Source organism: Parapedobacter composti (assembly GCF_900112315.1).
Lineage (GTDB): Bacteria > Bacteroidota > Bacteroidia > Sphingobacteriales > Sphingobacteriaceae > Parapedobacter > Parapedobacter composti.
The window spans coordinates 58,216-76,925 of record NZ_FOLL01000015.1 but is presented as its reverse complement, the minus strand read 5'-3'; the positions used below and the strand labels follow the sequence as shown (position 1 = coordinate 76,925).

The following is an 18,710-nucleotide window of genomic DNA, read 5'->3' as shown; positions in this document are numbered from 1 at the left end:
TTATCCCGAATATCCTTTCTCCACCAACGCAAGTGCGTTATAGAGAAACCGGTTAATTGGCGTGGCAACGGTTAAGGCTTCCCCTTGACGAATAACCTCTCCGGCAAATGTCTCCAATTCCGTTGGCCGCTGTGCTTCTACATCTTGCAGCATAGATGTCTTACCATCAGGGTTGAGTGATAGAATGGTATCTACCATCTTGCCAATAGCTGTTTCAGTTAAATCAATGCCCTTCCGCTGCGCCACCTCCTGAACTTCCTGTGCCGCTTGGATCAGCAATGCACGCGCCTCTTGGTATTTTGCAAACACTCCGAATGGTATGCGCAACAAAGCCGACACCTGATTGACCGCGACATTGACCATAAATTTAAACCACATGGCTTGATGGATATCGGGCGGAACCTGATAAGGGATAGCCGCAGCTTCAAACAGCGCTTTAATCGCCTTTACCCGTGGGCTCACGGCATTGTCAGCCTCACCGAACACCATGTGCCCCATATCGGTATAGCTAACGTCCCGGCCCGTGCGTTGCGCGTCCATTGCAATGCCGAATGCATACAGTACGCGCTCTATCCCGTAAGCCTCTCCAATGGTTTTTTCGCTGGAAATCCCGTTCAGCAGCGACAAAAAACACGTATGCTGGCCCACAAAGGGTTTCAGCAGCGGAAGCGCATCTGCCAACTGGTATTCTTTTACCGCGATGATTACCAGATCGGCCACGGGTGCCTCAGAAGACGGCGTGAGATACTGAAACCGATAGGGTTGTTCATTTACCAAAATGGCTTTCTGTTCATACCGACGCTTTCGCTCTTCATCAACGACAACTTTTACCAGCGAATCATCCAGTGCATGGAGTTTCGAGGCGTACATGGTGCCAAGGGCCCCTAATCCGAGAAAATAGACGTTTTTAATTGTACGGGAGTCCACACATCAAAAGTACGAAAAACATCCGTATGAGCAAGCGGGAACTATACGACTATCTTGTCCGCATCCGCACAGCCAAGTGTCCGGAAACGGACACTATTTCAGCACCAAGCCCTCATAACCAGCTCACTGTTAATTCTTTATATTTTTGGCCCAGTTGCTGCCTGTTTATTGATTGGCGGTGGGTGGTCAGTAATGGGTGGAAAAAGAGAAAGTTACAGGAACAGCGATCGAGGAACAACGATAAATGAATAAAGACGTATAAACGACTACAGGCAATAACGGCAGGTCACCGGACACTGTTCATTCGCCACCGAACACTAAAAAAATGAAGTGTAACCTGAAAATCGCCTTTCGCACGCTGCTGAAAGGAAAGCTGTACACCATCATCAATATTTTAGGGCTTACGTTAGGCTTGACGTCTTGCCTGCTGATCGGTGCGGTCGTATTTGACGAACTATCTTATGATACCCATTGGAGCCATTCGAAAAACCTGTACAGGCTACTCTCCATCCGAGAGAACAGTGGAGATTACAGCCAAAAGGGAGGAACCGTATTTGCTACGCTTGCTCCAACTTTAAAGCATCAGTTTCCGGAAGTGGTAGATTACAGCGAAATCTACCCCGCACCCATCCACCTGAAAATCGACAAAGCAGGTCCAGTACCGCTCAAAGCGACAATGCTCCATGCGGATAGTGCCGTCATGCAGTTGCTTGACATCCGGCTCCTTTCCCATCAGGACCTGACGCCGAGCCGCGACATCAAGAAAATCGTCATCTCCCAACGATTCAGCAACACCCATTTTTCGGGCACCAATCCCTTGGGTAAGCGTATCTACGATGTACCACAATATGACGAACCCAATGAATATGTCATAGCAGGAGTAATGAAAGACCTGCCGCCGAATACTCACCTACGCGCGGATGCGCTTTTGCTGCATGAACGCACCGAGCAGGAACTGACGAACGGCGGCCGCGGTGCGCATTATGCAAGGCACTACGTCCTGCTGCGCGATGGAACCGACCCAACGGAATTTGAGCGGAAGATCAATGCCTGGTACCGGGATATCCCCGAGAACGACAAGGGATTGCAGTTCGGGTTACAGCCCATGGAAGACATCTACCTGAAAACCGATTTCCCCGCTTACCAATTGGTTAAAGGCAACATAAGACACAGTTATATCTTCATGGCGGTTGCGGCCATGCTGCTTTTGATTGCCTGTATCAACTACATCAACTTAAGTACAGCGCGCGCCAGCAGTCGGCTAAAGACAACCGGCGTCCATAAAATATTGGGTGCATCGCGACGCCAAATCACGGGACAGTCATTGATTGAATCGCTGCTCACGTTCAGTGCAGCGGGGCTAATCGCCTGCTTATGTTATCAGCTCGTGCTTCCTTCATTGCAGCATTTCATCGGACATCCGCTGGCATTCCGTTTCGGTGCGGGCTGGCCCTACCTCACCGCAGCTTTTTTGGTTTTCTTGCTGATTTGTCTGTTTAGCGGCCTATATCCTGCGTGGCTTGTATCCGGATTCCGCGCAGTAGGGAGCATCAACCAGGTATTGAAAGAACGAAGCACGAACCAAAAGGGGTTGCGCGAAGCACTGGTGGTCACACAGTTTGCCCTATCCATCGGTATCCTGGTAGCGCTGTTTGTCGTACAGCACCAGGTAGACTTCCTGAAAAACAAGGATGTAGGCTTCGATACGGAAGGGCTGCTTAGCCTCAATCACGTATCGTGGGACAATAAAGCCAGCGTGTTGAAAGCTGAGTTGGCGCAACACCCCGACATCCTCTCAGCGAGCTTTAGCACGTGGCTGCCAACCGATGGCGCGGGCTACATGACCAGGCTCATTGACGACCCGCGTGACCCAGGAAATAAAACCGACCTCTGGTATATCGCAGGCGATCCGGATATGGCTCAAACCCTAGGCCTGCGGCTGAAGGAAGGGCGCTTCCTGAACGGATCGAAGCCCGGCGATGCTATTGAGGCGACAGACTTGGATGCAGCGTTCAATAGCATACGCCCCTGCCTAATAACGGCCAGCACCGCACATATGCTCGGCATAACACAATTGAACGTACCGCTGCATGAAGCCAAGATCATACCCGTGGGCATCATTGACGATTTCAACAGCGAGTCGCTGCATAACGCCACGGTACCCACCGTGATCGTCGGGCAGCGGAATCCCTCGTACGGCCCGTTGCTCATTCGCAGTCGGCCGGGAACATCCCAGCGTGTCATGCGGTCTGTAGCGGCCATCTGGAAAAGCCTTTACCCAGACAAATTAATCGACATGCAGATCGTCAGGGAAACGTTGGCGAAACAATACGAAGCGGAGGAAAAACTCCAGGAAATATTTGGCGGATTTAGCCTCCTCACCATGCTTTTGGCGGCATTGGGCGTATTTGGACTTGTGGTACATGCCACCAGTTTGCGCGTAAAAGAAATCGGTATCCGTAAAGTGCTGGGGGCCTCCGTTTCAAGCATTATGCGGTTGCTCTCGGCTGACTTCGTGAAGTTGGTACTGGTCGCCGTTGTCATCGCCTCCCCCATTGCATGGTGGGCGATGAACAAGTGGCTGGAAGACTTTGCCTACCGCATCGATATTCAGTGGTGGATGTTTGCTGCCGCGGGGCTGGCGGCCGTGGTGATTGCGCTGCTCACGGTTAGCTGGCAAGCGATACGGGCAGCAACAGCCAATCCGGTGGATAGTTTAAGGGACGAATAGTTTTTGCTATATAAAGACAGGCATTTTCATCATAGGGCACGATCCAAAGCAAATAAAAAACATGAACATGAACGATCTCAAGCTCACCCTCCGCCACCTGTGGCGTAACCGACTGTTTACAGCGTTAAATATCCTGGGGCTGGCCATCGGCATCAGCGCGTGCTGGGTCATTTACCGGATCATTGATCATGAATTCAGCTACGATGCAAACCTACCGAACAGTGACCGCATTTATAAGGTAATCAGCGCATTCAGCCGAGAAGGCAGGGAATCAAGGATGGGCGGGGTGTCGGCGCCGCTGTATCAGGGCATCGAAGAAGAGCTCGCGGGGGTGCAGCATGTGGTGCCGGTATTCGGCAAATGGGTAAGCAGCGTTGAAATCAAGCGGCAAAACCAGGCCGCTTTTATCCAGGAAGACCCAAGTGGCATTGTAGCCACCAATGCTTCTTATTTCAAGATGCTTCCGTACGCCTGGCTGGCCGGTAATAAGCATACGGCATTGGATGCCCCGGAAAGCGTGGTACTCACCCAAAGCCGGGCAGCCATATACTTCCCGGATATCCAAACGGAGGACATGCTTCATCGGACCATCACCTACTACGGGCAGGATACTGTGGTGCGCACGGTTACGGGAATAGTGGCCGATTATTTTACGCCCTCGGAGTTTACGGCACAAGAGTTTGTCGTACTGCCGAGAGTGGCCTATGATACCTACGTATGGACCAACACCAACGGGAGCGACCGGCTTTACCTGCAACTCCAGGGTGGAGTGGATGTTCGCACCAAGCTGGATCAGATCAACGAACTGGATGCGAGGCATTGGAAAGCCTTTGAAGATGAACGGAAAAGCGGGGGAAATGCCAATATCCCCCCCGGATACGGTCATATGAACTCCTGCCTATCAGGGACGTCCATTTTTCGACCAACGTGTCTGACAGTGCAAACGTAAGCAAAACCAGTAAACCCGTGCTATATGGACTGATCGGTATCGGGGCGTTCCTGCTCATCCTCGCCTGCATCAACTACATCAACATGAGCGTTGCACAAATCCCCCAACGTGGCAAAGAAATCGGCGTACGGAAAACGCTCGGCGGCGGCTCCCCGCAACTGATCGGCCAGTTTCTCAGTGAGACGTTGCTGACGGCCTTGATTGCCTCAGTACTGGCTTTCTGCCTCGGCCGCCTGGCGTTCTGGCTGCTGGACGACATCATCCCCGCTGGCGTCACAGCGGCGGACAACATCTTCCTGTTCTTGGGATTTATGCTGGGCCTGGTGCTCCTGACCACCCTGCTGGCCGGGCTATATCCCAGCTGGCTGATTACCAAAGTAAAGACCGTAGACGTATTCAAAAATTTCTTCGTGTCTCCGTCAGTCCATCGCTTCAGCCTACAGAAGATCCTCATTGTGTTCCAGTTTACCATTGCACTGATATTCATCATCTGCACCATTATTGTAGGAGCGCAGCTCCGGCATACCATGAAGGCCGACATGGGTTTTGATAAAGACGCCACCGTGCTGGTAAACGTGCCGTGGAAATACCTCTCCGACCCGCGCTACCAGGACAAGCAGTTTACGCTGTTGAACGAGCTCCGGAACCTGCCGGGGGTTGATCAGGTAGCCATGGGTACCGCCCCGCTGTCATCGGGCTATTCGTCCAGCCCTTTCGGGTATACGCCCCAAGGTGAGGCCCCCGTGGAAATCATCAGTTTCAAAAAGACCATCGATACGGCTTATCTGGCGTTGTACCGGATGGAGCTGCTGGCGGGCCGGAACATCCGTGCCTCGGACACCACTTCCGAGTACATCGTCAACGAAACCGCAGCCCGGGCCTTCGGTTTCACCACTCCTGAAGAAGCTCTCGGGCAATTCATCGGCCAGCGGGGAAACAGCAAACACCCCGTTGTCGGCGTTGTCAAGGATTTTCACACGCAGGACTTTTACACACCGATCACGCCGACAGTGCTGTCGACCTATAAAGGAGATCTTTCTTCATTCAACATTAAACTGGATGGCCACGATCCTGCACGGTGGCAGGCCACATTGAAGCGGATCGGCGAAAAATGGGCGCAGTTTTATCCTGCCGATACTTATCAGTACCGCTTTTACGATGAAATGCTGGAAGCGATGTACAAGCAGGAACGGCAGATCGGAAAACTCATCAACCTGGCAACGGCTATCACCATCCTCATCAGCTGCTTAGGCCTTTTCGGCCTGGCTACACTCACTGCTTTCCAGCGCACCAAGGAAATTGGCATCCGGAAAGTGCTGGGAGCAACGGTGTCGGGCATTGTAGGGTTGCTTTCCAAAGATTTTGTCAAATTGGTTTTGATAGCCGTGGTCATTGCTTCGCCCGTCGCATGGTGGGCGATGAACAAGTGGCTGGAAGACTTTGCTTACCGCATCGATATCCAGTGGTGGATGTTTACTGCCGCGGGGCTGGTGGCCGCGGTCATTGCCCTGCTCACGGTAAGCGGACAGGCCATCCGGGCGGCTGTAGCCAATCCGGTGGAGTCGTTGAGGAATGAATGACTTTTTTATGATGATAAAGAACTATATAAAAACCGCTTTACGCAACCTTTGGAAGAACAAAGCGTACAGTACAATTAACATCTTGGGGTTAGCTGTAGGGTTAACCAGTTTTGGTGCTCCTACTGTATCTCAACCATGAACTGGGCTATGACCGATGGCATCCCGAATTGGCAAAAGTGTATAAGGTATCACTCCGTGGGGAGGAGGATATCCTCAGGAGAACGCCAGCGCCATTGGCCGCTTTGCTCCGCGACAACGCTTCGCAAATCGAAGCTGCCACCAAAATATCGGCGGATGCGCGCTATGAAACCCCGTTGTCTTTCGCCGAAAAAACAGTCACACAACCCGGTGTAATTTCTGCCGATTCTTTATTCTTTAAAGTCTTCCCGTACAAAATTGTAGCGGGGGATGCATTAGCTCCGCTGAACAAACCCAACGCCATGGTCATCAATGAAGGGATAGCCGCCAAGCTCTTTGGTTCCGAAAACCCAATCGGCAAGGCGATCAAGGTGTACAACTCGTACGACTGCGAAGTGACTGCGGTAATGGAACAGCCCGAAGGGCCGACACATCTGGATATTCAAGTCGTGCATCGTTCACCCTATGAAAAAAACAACTATCACCGGCAAAACTGGTCTGGTCGGCATTGCCCAGCTTCAATACACTTATCGGCAAGATGTTGGAATCCCGGTTCCATGTCAACGTATCGGCCGCTTTATTAGACATAGCGCAGGAGCTAATCCGACCGAAATCGTGATGCCGCTAAAGCAAAACCTTTACACGGCAGTGCTGGTTCCACTGGTTCGCGACGCGAATCTATCCCCACCAATGGCTCGCCGGGAATGTGCAGCACGGCAGGGTGTCCGCATTATGGATGCGAACGGTGAATGTATTACCCGTGTCTTCGAGGTAAGTATACGGTTTTGCTGCCAATCCACGCCATTGTCTGGTTTGCATTGCGCGCCTACTCCCACAAGTGGCACGATAACCGAAAAATAACCCTATTTGCACATTGAAACTCCACCTATAGCCCAAGTTAATGAGACATTATTCATATATAATAGGGTTTTTATAGGGACTTCATAGGGGAAAACACGATTAAAACATGTATTAAATATTATAGAATTATTATTAATATTTTGTTTAATTAACCCAATAATGTAAATTTGGTTATAAAAAAGCGTTTAGTCATGGCAGTATTCAAAAACGGACCAAACGGGAGCTTCAGCGGAAAAGTAGGCAGTGTGGTCGGCTATAAGTGGAAGGGACTCGATGTCATTCGCGGATTACCCCGTAAAAGCCACAAACCGAGAAGCGAGGCCCGGCTCGCTAATGAGCAGGCTATGAAGGTCGTTATGGAAGCGCTCAAACCCTTGAAGGTATTCATCCGCACGAGCTTCCGCAACGTAGCGGAGCCGCTAAACATGAGCGCGTTTAACCTGGCACTTTCCCTTAACAAAAAACAGGCGATTAAAGGAGAATATCCCCACCTTGAAATCGACTGGAGCCAATTCCGTACCAGCCAAGGCAATCTTCCGGGCGCCGACGCAGTAAACGCCGAATGGACCGACAGCGGGCTTCACGTCTCCTGGCACGACAACTCCGGTGCAGAAGGTGCCTATGACTCTGATAGGCTATCCATACTCATCTATTCGCATGCATTGGGCGTCTGGCAAAATTTCCTTGAAGAAACAACCCGTAATGCTGGGGCATGCATCCTTCCGGCATCGGCAAATTGGATAGGCACTGAAGTCGAAGTCTTCCTCACGTTCATGTCGTTTGGAAGCGAACGGGTTTCCAATAGCACCCATGTCCATGTAGCGGCCGAACAGCCCAAAGATTGAATACCGCAACAGCCTTTGAATCCTTATGCCAAGGACAACGCACCGCCAAGGCTACAAGCGCTTACTGAGCAATCAAGCGGTATTCAAATTCATTACGGAAGCCGTCACCAGCTCCTCATCCGCAGGAGCTAATCGACCGAAATCGCGATGCCGCTAAAGCAAAACCTTTATGCGGCAGTGCTGTTATCCTTTCCTGTACATGAAAGGACAATACGCTCAGCAGAACATACTTCGCAACGACGTGCACGACCCGCCGACAGGCAAAGGAAAGGCCGTCCATCGGCACCGGACAAATCCTTTTTACACCGCGCATCGCTGCACGGTACGAATATTCATTGCTCTGGATGTCTATCCTGGTTGCTGTAGCGCTCTTCTTCATCATCCGGGAAGTCGGGCGGTTTACCGTGGTGAGCGGCAGAAGCATTACGAATGGGCTGCAAGATCTCCCCAGGGGGAACAAATGGGGAATCTGGTTGATGAACGTGCCGCAGCTGGCCTTGGTGCCTTTGGTTGTCGCCGGAGCGGCTGCGCTGCTCGGGAGCGTATTAGCCATGATATGGGAAACGGATATCATGGTTTATGCGCTTATTTTTATCATCGGCTGCGGTCTGTTGGTATTAAGTGGCTCATACTCGGCGGTGGAAAAGGGAGCGATAATCTCGCAGCCCTGCTGATAGTCATTTCAGCAGTCACCGCCATCCGCGTATTGTCATCGCCCGGCGACTTGGCAGCCGGATTGGCCCCCTCGATCCCGGACGATTTTGAAATGACCTTCGTCATGCCGTGGGTGGGATTCTTTTTAGCCGGAGCCTCTGGCATCTTATGGTATTCTTATTGGGTAGGGGACAAGGAATTCGGAGGCACGCCCAACGACCGCTCAGAGACGGTCGAGGTCAACGAAGAAGTGGATGATGACCGGAAAAAATTAGCGAAAGTAACGCTATGGATGCGATCGCTTGGCCTCACCAGCGGAATCGGGATCCTGTTGGGCACCTTGGTAAACGTCGCTTTCATGATATTGGGTGCCGAATTGCTCGCCAGCGAGGATGACCTTCCCGAGGGGGCGGATGTCGTTGAAAAACTTACGCAGTCGCTTGAAGGCGTCTGGGGGCCGGCAGGCTATTGGGCCTTTTTGGTCTGCGTTGCCATCGCGCTGGGCAGCAGCATTCTTGCCAATCAGGATGGTGGCGGAAGGATGTTTTCCGATGCAGCCCGTTTGCTTTTCCAACGGCCGAACAACTACCTTTCCAACCGTAATAACGTCAGTAAATTTTTCATTGTCACCGTCGGCATGGTGATACCTTTGCTGATTTACATCATTGAACGCGACCCGGTAAAAATCCTCTCGCTTGCCGGAATCATCTCCGCGATACAGATTCCGGTCATTGTCTTTTTCACCTTTTACCTCAACAAAAAGCTGCTCCCTAAAATCTGTCAGCCCGGTGCACTGTCATCCGGCATCCTCCTATGCGCCGGACTCTTTTACAGTGCGCTTGCCATCATCCAGGTGGTTGACTTCTTTTAGCAGCCAAACCAGCTGTATGTTACTCGCTGATCAATCGAGGCTTCCATTGGATAAATGACTACCCGCCAAATTGGTAAGCCGGCCGGCAATATCAACTCGGTCAGGCCCTAACGCCGCCGGTCGGCTGATTTTTCAGCAGTGAACGCATCGCGACAAAAAGCATGGCAGCTATAGCAAAAGCGTACGGCACTGCGTTTATAGGTATATCAAACAAACGCATACCAAATGACCAAGAGAACAGCTGTCTTCCTGGCCATCATTGTCGACCTTTTCCTATGCACTTCATGCGAGAAGGGGCCAAATCGAACACGAAAACCGTTTCGAACGGAGCTATGAGCCATGGTTAGCCTTCAAGACTGCATCCGGCAACACATACCGCTACGAGGTATCCGGCGCCATAAGGGCGGGCTCGTCGTGGCTTACCACCATTACCGTCAGGCAAGGCCGGGTGGTACAGCGGGACTTCCAGCCAAATGGCTGCATGGATGATTGCTTCACGGGTATCTCCATCCGGTCAATTACGGCGACTGATTAGGCGGCCGCTAACCCATCTCATCTGCACTTGGCCCATAACTTCCCGGTATAGGGATATCCAAGAGGCGCAGGAAAACACCCAATTGCGCCCGGTGGTGGATGGTCTGGGCAAAGGCGTGGCGAACCATCCCGTATTTCGTGGTATCCAGGTACACGGCGTCCCCGCCACGCATCACCCAAGGTTTGTCAAGCGCAGCTTCCGGCAAGCGTTGCAGCGCGGCCTTTCCGGCTTGATAGGATTTTTCGAACAACGCCAGGAGTTCTGCGCTATTGGCAATGGAGGTAGGCTGATAGGCTCCCTCATTGAAATCCAGCTCATCCTGATCCACGGCCAGCGCATACCATGAAGGAATTTCGGCCAAATGCGTAGCCAATTGTTTCAGTGTCATGCTTTTGGGGTGCGGGGCCCAATCGAATCGATCTTCCGGCACAAGTGCCAGCATCTTGCGGGTTATCGCTCCTTCGCTTTCCAGTTCAGTCAATAGTTCTTTAATGATATCCATCTTCATACATGTTTGTTGTTACTGAGGCAAATCTACCTGCATCCACTGACAGCCCTATGGCAGCGCGAAACAGCAAATTTAAAACCAGTTCGGATTATTTCAGTATCTTGCCTTCCCAAGAAGGAAAACCATGCTGACGTTAGCAAATTTTGAGGATAAGGTAACCAAAGCTGCGTTAAAAGCCGGAAAGCTGATCGCCCAACGGGATGATTTCGATGAATTGGTCGAATACGAACAGGATGCTTGGATGGCTTTGGTCCGCGACCAGGATGTTTATCAGGTGGATATTATTTTGCGGGGCGATGCCGTCGCCGTCCATGAATGCCAATGCGCCGACGGAAACAAATTGTGCAGGCATAAGGTTGCGGTATGGCTTGAGCTTCGCAAACAAAAAGGTATCGCCGCCGGGGAACACACCCAAAAAACCGCAGCCCCCAAGAAGCGCCGGAACCTCAAAAAGCTGGTGCAGGATGTCAGCCTGGACGAGTTCCGCCAGTTTGTGCTGGACTATGCCGCCCGCCACAAGGGGTTCAAAGCGGATTTCGAACTGTATTTCGCAGGCCGCGAAGGCAGCGTGGATGCAGGCCAGCACTACGCGGACGCAGCAAAAAAAATCGTCCAGAAATACACCCGCCGGGGGTTCATCGACTACCGGGCATCCGGCAGACTGGCCAAGGAACTGGGCAAGCTCGCTTCGGACGGGAAGCAGTTGCTGGAAAGAGGGAATATGCGCGATGCGTACGCATTGGTATCAGGGACCCTGCCAGCGGCAATGGATGCCATCACCCAAAGCGATGATTCCAGCGGTTACCTCGGCACGGCTATTCACCTGCTGCTGGACTTGCTGGAAAGCCTTTCGGCATCGCCCTCGGCGCCCATCGACCTCAAACAGGAGCTTTTCCGCCTGGTGGATCAGGAATTGCGCAACCCCATTTACCACGAGTACGGCGATTTCTATCCCCGGGCATTCGAGGTGTTCAAACAACTGGCTTTGCTGTTTGGCGAGCACGACGCTTTCCTGGGACATGTGGACGAACAATTGCCGCTGGCTGCGGGTTACATAACGGATTACCGGACGTCCTTTCTGCTTACCGCCAAAATCGATTACCTCACGGAAACTGGACGGCCCGACGAGGCTGCACGGTTGATTGACGGACACCTGAATCTACCTGCTGTGCGGATGAGAAAGCTTGAAAGGGTATTGGCGACGAACGACTTCAGGCAAGCCAAGGCATTGATAGCCGAAGGCATCGCGTTGGCTGAGGCTGCACGGCATCCCGGCGTGACGTCTATCTGGGAAAAGCAGCTGCTCCGGGTAGCCCAATTGGAAAACGATCTGCCCGCAATCCGCCAGCAGGCCAAGAAACTCGCGCTGGACGGCCGCGGGCTATCGCCCGAGCACTACCGCGCGTGGAAGGCAACCTACCCTCCCGATGAGTGGACGGCGGTCATCAACGAACACATCGAAGCGGTGACCCGGAAAGCTACCGAACAGTGGATGGCCATGCCTGCACACTACCGCACCGAAGCCCCGCTGCTGCTCATCCCGCTGGGCCGTATTTTTATTGAGGAGGAATACTGGGACCGCCTCCTGCATGCCGTGCAGCAGGAAAACCGGCTGGATACCACCACTGAATACCATGAAGTTTTGCTGCCGCGGTATCCGGATGAGTTACTGGAGCTTTACCTGCGCCAACTGGAGCAGTTCGCCGACCACGCTGGCAACCGCCGGCAGTATCAGCAACTGGTAAGCATGATGCGGAAGGTGGTTGAAGACATTCCTGCAGGAAAGCCCCGCATAGCCGAGCTGGCACAGGCTTTGTATCGCCATTATGGTTTCCGGAGGGCGTTGCAGGATGAGCTGGTGAAACTGCTATCCGCCATCGGTTGATGAGGGACCGCCACACACACCCCATGCGCAACGAATGGTCGGCCGTACAAATCCGGTTTCACATCGCTTTACCCAGCATTCGCACTGGCTGACTACCACCCCGTAGATGTGCTGAAAGGAAACAGTGTTCGGTCGCCGGCCTTCAAAATAACTCAGCTGGATTTATCGCCAAAAACGCTTCCCATGGAATACCAGAAGCACCCACCAGCAAGACTTTATCCGGATTAACGGCTTTCCGGAATGCAGGCATACTCGTCCCTGTTTGCGTTTTACCGCTTTTAACTTCGATTCCAATCACTTTCCCACGACGTTCCAACACAAAGTCAACTTCGTGACCACCCGCCCGCCAATAATGTACGTTATAACCTCCTGAATAGGCGCTATTGATCAAATGGGTACCCACGGCCGATTCGACCATATGTCCCCATTTATCCGGAAGCTGGCGGACTTCGCCAAACTGTTCGTCCCGCTGCGCACTGATTAGGGCCGTATTGTGTACCTGGAATTTGGGGCTGGACGACCGCTTACGGATCAGTTTTGGATCAAACTTCTCCAGGCCGCCGAGCAAACCAGCCGTATTCAGCAAGTCCAAGTAGTGCGCCAAAGTAGTCGTGTTACCGGCATCGACGAGCTGCCCCAACATCTTGGAATAGGCCATAATTTTTCCGGAATACAGACATCCAAGTTCAAACAGCCGTTTCATTAAGGCGGGCTTATCCACGCGGGTCAACATCAGAATGTCCCGTGAAATGCTTGTCTCAATCAGCGAATCGTGCACATACCGTTTCCAACGATCCTCATCACCGGTCAGCACAGCAGCACCCGGATACCCCCCGAACCAGACATAGGTCGATGCATCCCAACCAAATGCATCCTGCATCTCCCCAAAAGACCAGTGGCCAAGGTAAGACGTTTCAAACCTACCCGCCAACGATTCTGTCAGGCCTTGTTGTAATAAGAGCCGAGAAGCCCCCAACAGGATTACCTTGATATTCCGTTGCTCACGGGTATCCGTATCCCATAGTAGTTTGACCGTCTCGCTCCAGTTTGACACCTTCTGAATCTCATCAATGACCAATAAAAACTCGTCAGCTTCCTGTTGAAGCATCATTAACCTCGCAGCCTCCCATTGTTGCTCCAGCCAAGTGATGCCTGCAGCCGGCACCGCATCGGCCGTAACAAAATGAAAGGGGTAAGTATACCCTGTCGTCAATTGACTGACCAGTGTCGTTTTTCCTACCTGACGCGGCCCCATAATCACTTGAATAAACCTGCGCGGCTCATTTATCCTTGATTTAAGCACCTGTAAATAAGGCCTTTCAAACATATCTTTGGAATTACCTCAATATAATGAGTAAAATTACTCAATACATTGAGTAATTACAACATCCGCTGATTAAAAAACAATCCATTTATCAATCAAATAATTTCAGTAAATCTTCCTTGTTCAGCGCTTCCAGCATATTGCCGTCCGTTTGAATCAGCGAACCGGCCAACTCCCGCTTGCCGGCCTGCATATCGAGGATTTTTTCCTCGATGCTGTCTTTGCAGATCATCCGATACGCCATCACATGCTTATCCTGCCCAATGCGGTAACACCGGTCGATGGCCTGCGCTTCCGCAGCCGGATTCCACCACGGATCGAGGATATACACATAATCCGCGGCGGTGAGGTTCAGGCCTGCCCCTCCGGCCTTAAGGCTCAGCAGGAATAGTCGGCATTGCTCGTTCTCCTGGAATTCCGCCACCTGTTTTTGGCGTTCATCCCCTGTAGTTTTTCCATCGAGGTAAGCGAATCCGATGTCCGCAGACACTAACCGGTCTTTCAACAAAGCCAGCATTGCGGTGAACGCCGAGAAAACCAGTATTTTGTGCTGGCCTTGCAGTTCGCCGATCTGGTCCATCAGTTCATCCAGCTTTGCGGATGCGTTCGGATGGCCGCCATCTTTCAGCAACGCCGGTGAGTTGCAGATCTGCCGCAATTTCATCAACCCTTCTATGGCCAGAAATTTTGACCGCCCGGTATTGCTCCCTTGCAGGCTGTCGGTAAGCTTACTCTTGAAAAGCTTCCGGTATTCATCGTAAAGCCGGCGCTGTTCCGGCAGCATGTCGCAGTACAGGAGCATCTCGGATTTATCCGGCAATTCGGTGGCCACCTGTTTTTTGGTACGGCGGAGGATAAAGGGGCTGATCACCCGTTGCAATTCCGTTTTGGTTTCTGCTGTTGCCGTTCCATCTGCGATACCCGGATAGGTCCTTTTGAAATCTGCGAAGGTGCCGAAGAACCCGGGATTAACGAACGACAGTTGCGCATACAGATCGCCGATACCATTTTCTATTGGCGTACCGGTCATGGCTATCCGGTAGTATGCGTTCAGTTGTCCGGCTGCCTCGAAACGCTTTGAGTTCCGGTTTTTCACAGCCTGGGATTCGTCGAGCACGAGGTAGCTAAACTCCAAAGCGGCGAACAACTCCACATCGGCCGTCAGTGTGCCATAGGTCGTCAGCACTACCAGCCCTTCCGTACACTGCAGGGTTTGGTGGCGTTCGGCACCATGGTGGATATATAATTTGCGGTGCGGAGCAAATCTACCCAGTTCGGCCTGCCAATTGAACAATAAGGTATTGGGGACGACCACGAGACTGGCTGGCGCATCGGGCTGTTGCTGATAGTGGTGTTCCAATATGCTGATGACCTGCAGCGTTTTACCCAGTCCCATGTCATCAGCCAGGATACCGCCCCACCCAAATTCCCGCAGAAAAGCCAGCCAGCTCAGTCCGGCTTCTTGGTAACGGCGGAGCGTTGCCTGCACCGGATCGGGCTTTTTTATGGGCTGCATGGAGTCCAGGTCCATCAATTTCTGCCGTTTGGTTTGAATCGCCGCTTTGATGGACGCATCGGCGATATGGCTGGTATAATTAGCCAGTGTATTGAAATGGCTGGTGGGAATACGAAGCTGCTGTCCGTTGGTTTTTCCGAATGCCAGCAGGGGCAAAAGCCGCTTTTTATCCGCATTGCTGACAAACCCAAGGCTGCCATCTTGCAGCTTGAACCAATTTTTCGACCGCCGCACCATTTCACCCAGCTCCTCCAGCGAAATCGGGGTCGACCCCATTTTAGCCCTGACATTCGCCTGGTAGTACGCCTTTCGCTCATCCGTAATGGCTAATTGCCAGTCTAACATGCGGGGGAAATAGTTACTCCCTTCTTCGACGCCGGTAAGATCGAGCATAACTCCGGCGTTACGCAAGGTGGTCACGCTATCCGGCAACCAGGTTGATTTCTCGATGACTGCCACCGGCAGCGAAAGGTAGTCCTTCTGCCGTTGCTCACGAAATAACGGATGAAGCCCCTGTAGCATTGTCCTGAATTCACGCTCCCGGTCTTTATCCCGCAGAAGCACATAAAGGTTGTCCGCCCGTTGGCGCATCACCAGATTTGCGTCGTGCACGGGGTTCACGGTAAACCCAACGGGATAGTATGTCGTTGGATAGAAAAATAGCCGGCCGTCGCGTTCCTCGATTTTCAGTCGATGGTTGCCGTTCTCCAATTCGCGTTGCGAAAAAACACTGTCCTGTGGCAGGGTCTGCAGGTCAATCGGATGGCGCATACTGATCGGCAGGACAATCTGCTCGAAAAACTTCGGGAAATCCTGCGACAAGGCGGTGATGGTATAACCGCATGTCCTGAATTTGTGGATAATCGCTTCATCCTGCGCATCGGCTACGAAGTGTACCGTCCCGTCATCTTCCGCTGCGATAAAGCAGGAAAAGGATTGCCCATGGAATTTCGGGTCGGGAACGTGTTTGCCGTTGACCATCAATTTCAGCGTTAGTTGGAACGATGAAAGGTGTTCTTTGAGCTCAAACATCAATTGTATCGTTGCTGCGCCTAATTTTTTAAAATGCCGCGAACCGGAAGACGGTTTGGTTGACTCGCGGGAGGACTGGTAGCCGTCGAAGAAAAGGAGCTGGATGCTTTCATGCAGCGTTGGGATAAACTCCGCCCAGTAATCAAACAATTGTTGCCGTCTTTGCAGTTTATCGTCGTCCGACGGAGCCGGTGATTCAACCAATACCTGCATCCTTCGGCAGGCGGCTTCCACGGCCTGTTCATGGATCGTGAGACTCTCCGGCTCACCCTCACCTGTTAGGAGATAACTGCGCTCAAAAGACGCATACGGATTGGCTTTAGCGGTTTTCGTTCCGGTTTTGGTCAGGTATGGAATCAATACCGGATCCCGGAAATAATAAGAACCCGTGGGTATACCGAACACCAGCTTGGCCTCTCTTACTTTCGGAACGAGCGGTTCCATCAGTTGGACGGGGTCGCTGAATGATTCCTTCGTGTAATCATGGTTATTTACGTAACGGTAGATGCGACCGTACTCCGGATGGGTTTTAAACGGCGCTTTACCGTTATTATGATAATAGCTTCCCAGATTAAAGTTGAACAGTCGCTGCTGTTCAGGCGGCAAGGCGACGACGTCGGGCAAATAAAACTGCTCGAAGTATTTCTTATTCGACTTCACCTTGTACATCAGCGCTGAGCACGCATGCTTGCACAATTGATCAACGGGCCTGTTGCAGGAGCAGGTTATTTCGAGGCCTCCGGGGAGAATTTTCACCGAAAGCTCTTTCCCGTGCATGTTTTCTCCGTGCAATTCCATGATGAGGTTGTTGCCTATCAGTGCTTTATTGGATCCCCAGAAGGGATGGCTGTTTAGATTGGCCGTACCGGTGTAAAAGGAGCGCACATAGGTTTCGCTGAGTGCAAAAGGCTCCCCCTCCTCCCAGGGGATCTGGAACGGTTCTGACGCACGGCGCTTTTTGGTTTCTTCTTTGTTTTCTGCTGGCTCGTCGACGAGAAGGTCGTCGTTAGGCTGTGGTGTAGCTGAATTCATTGTATGGTGGTTTTGTAAATGGGTTGATGGTTTGATGATGTCGTCTTGTATTCTTTCTATTCCTTCCTTGTTTCCATAAAATTTTGTATTTTCGTGATGTTGAGTAGACTATATTGTTATGCGTAGTACGACCATACGTGAAAAATTATATGATTATATCCGCTTTGCGGATGACAAAAAGGTAAAAGCCATTTATACCATGGTGGAAGAAGAGATCACTGCAAAAGGCAACCCTTGGGATGACCCTGCGTTTATATCCGAACTCGACCGTAGGCTTGCTGAATATGAAAGTGGGAAAATCAATACGTCCACTTGGGAAGAAGTAAAAGCGAAAGCCCGCATATTAAAAACCTAATGCCTTATACCGTAGTTTTACATCCTGAAGCCGAAAAAGAATACTTGACTTCATTTCTTTGGTATGAAGAACGCTCTCCCGGTTTGGGTGAGCGGTTTGAACAGGCTGTAGAAAGTAAAATCCGGTCCATAGCAAATAACCCGCTTCATTACCCAACGAAGAAAAAGAACTATCGAGAGGCGCTTGTGAGTGTTTTTCCATTTCTAATTGTCTATAAAATCTATCCTGAGAAGAAAGAAATTTTTATTGCTTCGATATTTCATACTAGCCGCAGATCTGGCAAAAAATATCGAAGATGATTTAAATTCCCACTTTCATTTCGCTTGCCGACCGGATATGAATCAAATGTGCCGCCTCGATAACCTTCGTGAGGTATTTATGCAGGTTATACACGTAACTGCTGCCCCTGCTGTCATCTGCGTTTGTAAAATCAATGGCGACGATATACCACCAGTATAACGCATCACGGTATTGGGGCAGGTTTTGATGATTGAAGAAATCACGGATGACGCCATGCGGATATTTCTTTTCTTCGGCGTCCAGATGGAACGGGTAATATTCATCACGTTCGAATTTCTTCGGATTGTGATTATTATTAAAATAACCATGCGCGGTGTTGATTTCGTCGGGAAGAAGTATGTCGCTATTGTTGCACATTCGGCGGTAAAGTTTTTGATCTGGCATGTAGGTGCTGTCCATCAACCGCTGGATAAGTGACAGACCTTCCACCAGATACTCAATGAATTCATAACGGACGAACAGCTCCACCAGCTCATCGCGGCTCAATTGAAAACCGGATTTTAGGGCGGCTTGCAGCCATTTATCAAGCTGGTTGCGCCATTCCGGTAGGTTTTCCCAATCGAAAAACTGGTGAATGGCAAGGTAAGGGTTGCCGATTTCCCGCGTGTGCAACCGCCGTGGGAAGTAGTCGTACGGGGTGTGGTTGGCGAAAGGCATAATGTTTCGA

General features: G+C 51.4%; 16 protein-coding genes. 11 read left to right on the top strand and 5 right to left on the bottom strand.

What is annotated here, in order from left to right; translation table 11 throughout:
* A complete protein-coding gene (locus BM030_RS14790) occupies nucleotides 1-927 on the bottom strand; it encodes a ketopantoate reductase family protein (RefSeq protein ID WP_139215905.1) in 927 nt (308 codons plus the stop codon).
* 325 nt (nucleotides 928-1,252) lie between these two features.
* Here BM030_RS14790 and BM030_RS14785 point away from each other — a divergent pair, with 325 nt between their 5' ends.
* From BM030_RS14785 to BM030_RS14750, 8 genes are all read left to right on the top strand, one after another.
* Entirely contained in the window at nucleotides 1,253-3,658 is a 2,406-nt protein-coding gene (locus tag BM030_RS14785; protein WP_090974382.1) for an FtsX-like permease family protein, read from the top strand.
* A 67-nt stretch (nucleotides 3,659-3,725) separates the two neighbouring features.
* Entirely contained in the window at nucleotides 3,726-4,607 is an 882-nt protein-coding gene (locus BM030_RS14780; RefSeq protein WP_170845758.1) for an ABC transporter permease, read from the top strand.
* Nucleotides 4,586-6,187 carry an FtsX-like permease family protein gene (locus tag BM030_RS14775; RefSeq protein ID WP_090974380.1) on the top strand — a complete coding sequence of 534 codons (1,602 nt, stop codon included), beginning with the start codon at nucleotides 4,586-4,588 and terminating at the stop codon, nucleotides 6,185-6,187. The genes BM030_RS14780 and BM030_RS14775 overlap by 22 nt, the downstream gene beginning before the upstream one ends.
* A gap of 113 nt (nucleotides 6,188-6,300) precedes the next feature.
* Nucleotides 6,301-6,909 carry an ABC transporter permease gene (locus tag BM030_RS14770; protein WP_170845757.1) on the top strand — a complete coding sequence of 203 codons (609 nt, stop codon included), beginning with the start codon at nucleotides 6,301-6,303 and terminating at the stop codon, nucleotides 6,907-6,909.
* A gap of 468 nt (nucleotides 6,910-7,377) precedes the next feature.
* A complete protein-coding gene (locus tag BM030_RS14765; RefSeq protein ID WP_090974378.1) occupies nucleotides 7,378-8,031 on the top strand; it encodes a DUF6266 family protein in 654 nt (217 codons plus the stop codon).
* A gap of 344 nt (nucleotides 8,032-8,375) precedes the next feature.
* Complete coding sequence (locus BM030_RS14760; protein ID WP_090974377.1) at nucleotides 8,376-8,705, top strand: hypothetical protein; 330 nt, start codon at nucleotides 8,376-8,378, stop codon at nucleotides 8,703-8,705.
* Nucleotides 8,588-9,556 carry an Nramp family divalent metal transporter gene (locus BM030_RS14755; RefSeq protein WP_170845756.1) on the top strand — a complete coding sequence of 323 codons (969 nt, stop codon included), beginning with the start codon at nucleotides 8,588-8,590 and terminating at the stop codon, nucleotides 9,554-9,556. Before BM030_RS14760 ends, BM030_RS14755 begins: the two co-directional genes overlap by 118 nt.
* A gap of 259 nt (nucleotides 9,557-9,815) precedes the next feature.
* Complete coding sequence (locus tag BM030_RS14750) at nucleotides 9,816-10,091, top strand: hypothetical protein (protein WP_090974375.1); 276 nt, start codon at nucleotides 9,816-9,818, stop codon at nucleotides 10,089-10,091.
* 7 nt (nucleotides 10,092-10,098) lie between these two features.
* On the opposite strand, the gene BM030_RS14745 is transcribed toward BM030_RS14750, so the two are convergent.
* Nucleotides 10,099-10,593, bottom strand: coding sequence for a DinB family protein (locus BM030_RS14745; protein ID WP_090974433.1), 495 nt, complete (start codon nucleotides 10,591-10,593; stop codon nucleotides 10,099-10,101).
* 130 nt (nucleotides 10,594-10,723) lie between these two features.
* Here BM030_RS14745 and BM030_RS14740 point away from each other — a divergent pair, with 130 nt between their 5' ends.
* Nucleotides 10,724-12,484: an SWIM zinc finger family protein gene (locus tag BM030_RS14740; RefSeq protein ID WP_090974374.1), complete on the top strand. Its 1,761-nt coding sequence runs from the start codon at nucleotides 10,724-10,726 to the stop codon at nucleotides 12,482-12,484.
* 142 nt (nucleotides 12,485-12,626) lie between these two features.
* On the opposite strand, the gene BM030_RS14735 is transcribed toward BM030_RS14740, so the two are convergent.
* Together BM030_RS14735 and BM030_RS14730 are read right to left on the bottom strand one after the other, a co-directional pair.
* Nucleotides 12,627-13,811, bottom strand: coding sequence for an ATP-binding protein (locus BM030_RS14735; RefSeq protein WP_090974373.1), 1,185 nt, complete (start codon nucleotides 13,809-13,811; stop codon nucleotides 12,627-12,629).
* Between the two features lie 88 nt (nucleotides 13,812-13,899).
* Entirely contained in the window at nucleotides 13,900-17,388 is a 3,489-nt protein-coding gene (locus tag BM030_RS14730; protein WP_090974372.1) for a DEAD/DEAH box helicase, read from the bottom strand.
* Between the two features lie 118 nt (nucleotides 17,389-17,506).
* On the opposite strand from BM030_RS14730, the gene BM030_RS14725 reads away from it, so the two are divergent.
* Nucleotides 17,507-17,743, top strand: coding sequence for an addiction module protein (locus BM030_RS14725; RefSeq protein WP_079717887.1), 237 nt, complete (start codon nucleotides 17,507-17,509; stop codon nucleotides 17,741-17,743).
* Entirely contained in the window at nucleotides 17,743-18,042 is a 300-nt protein-coding gene (locus BM030_RS14720; RefSeq protein ID WP_079717888.1) for a type II toxin-antitoxin system RelE/ParE family toxin, read from the top strand. Before BM030_RS14725 ends, BM030_RS14720 begins: the two co-directional genes overlap by 1 nt.
* 1 nt (nucleotide 18,043) lies before the next feature.
* Here BM030_RS14720 and BM030_RS14715 read toward each other — a convergent pair whose 3' ends face one another.
* Nucleotides 18,044-18,700, bottom strand: coding sequence for a hypothetical protein (locus BM030_RS14715; RefSeq protein ID WP_090974371.1), 657 nt, complete (start codon nucleotides 18,698-18,700; stop codon nucleotides 18,044-18,046).
* Between the last annotated feature and the right edge of the window lie 10 nt (nucleotides 18,701-18,710).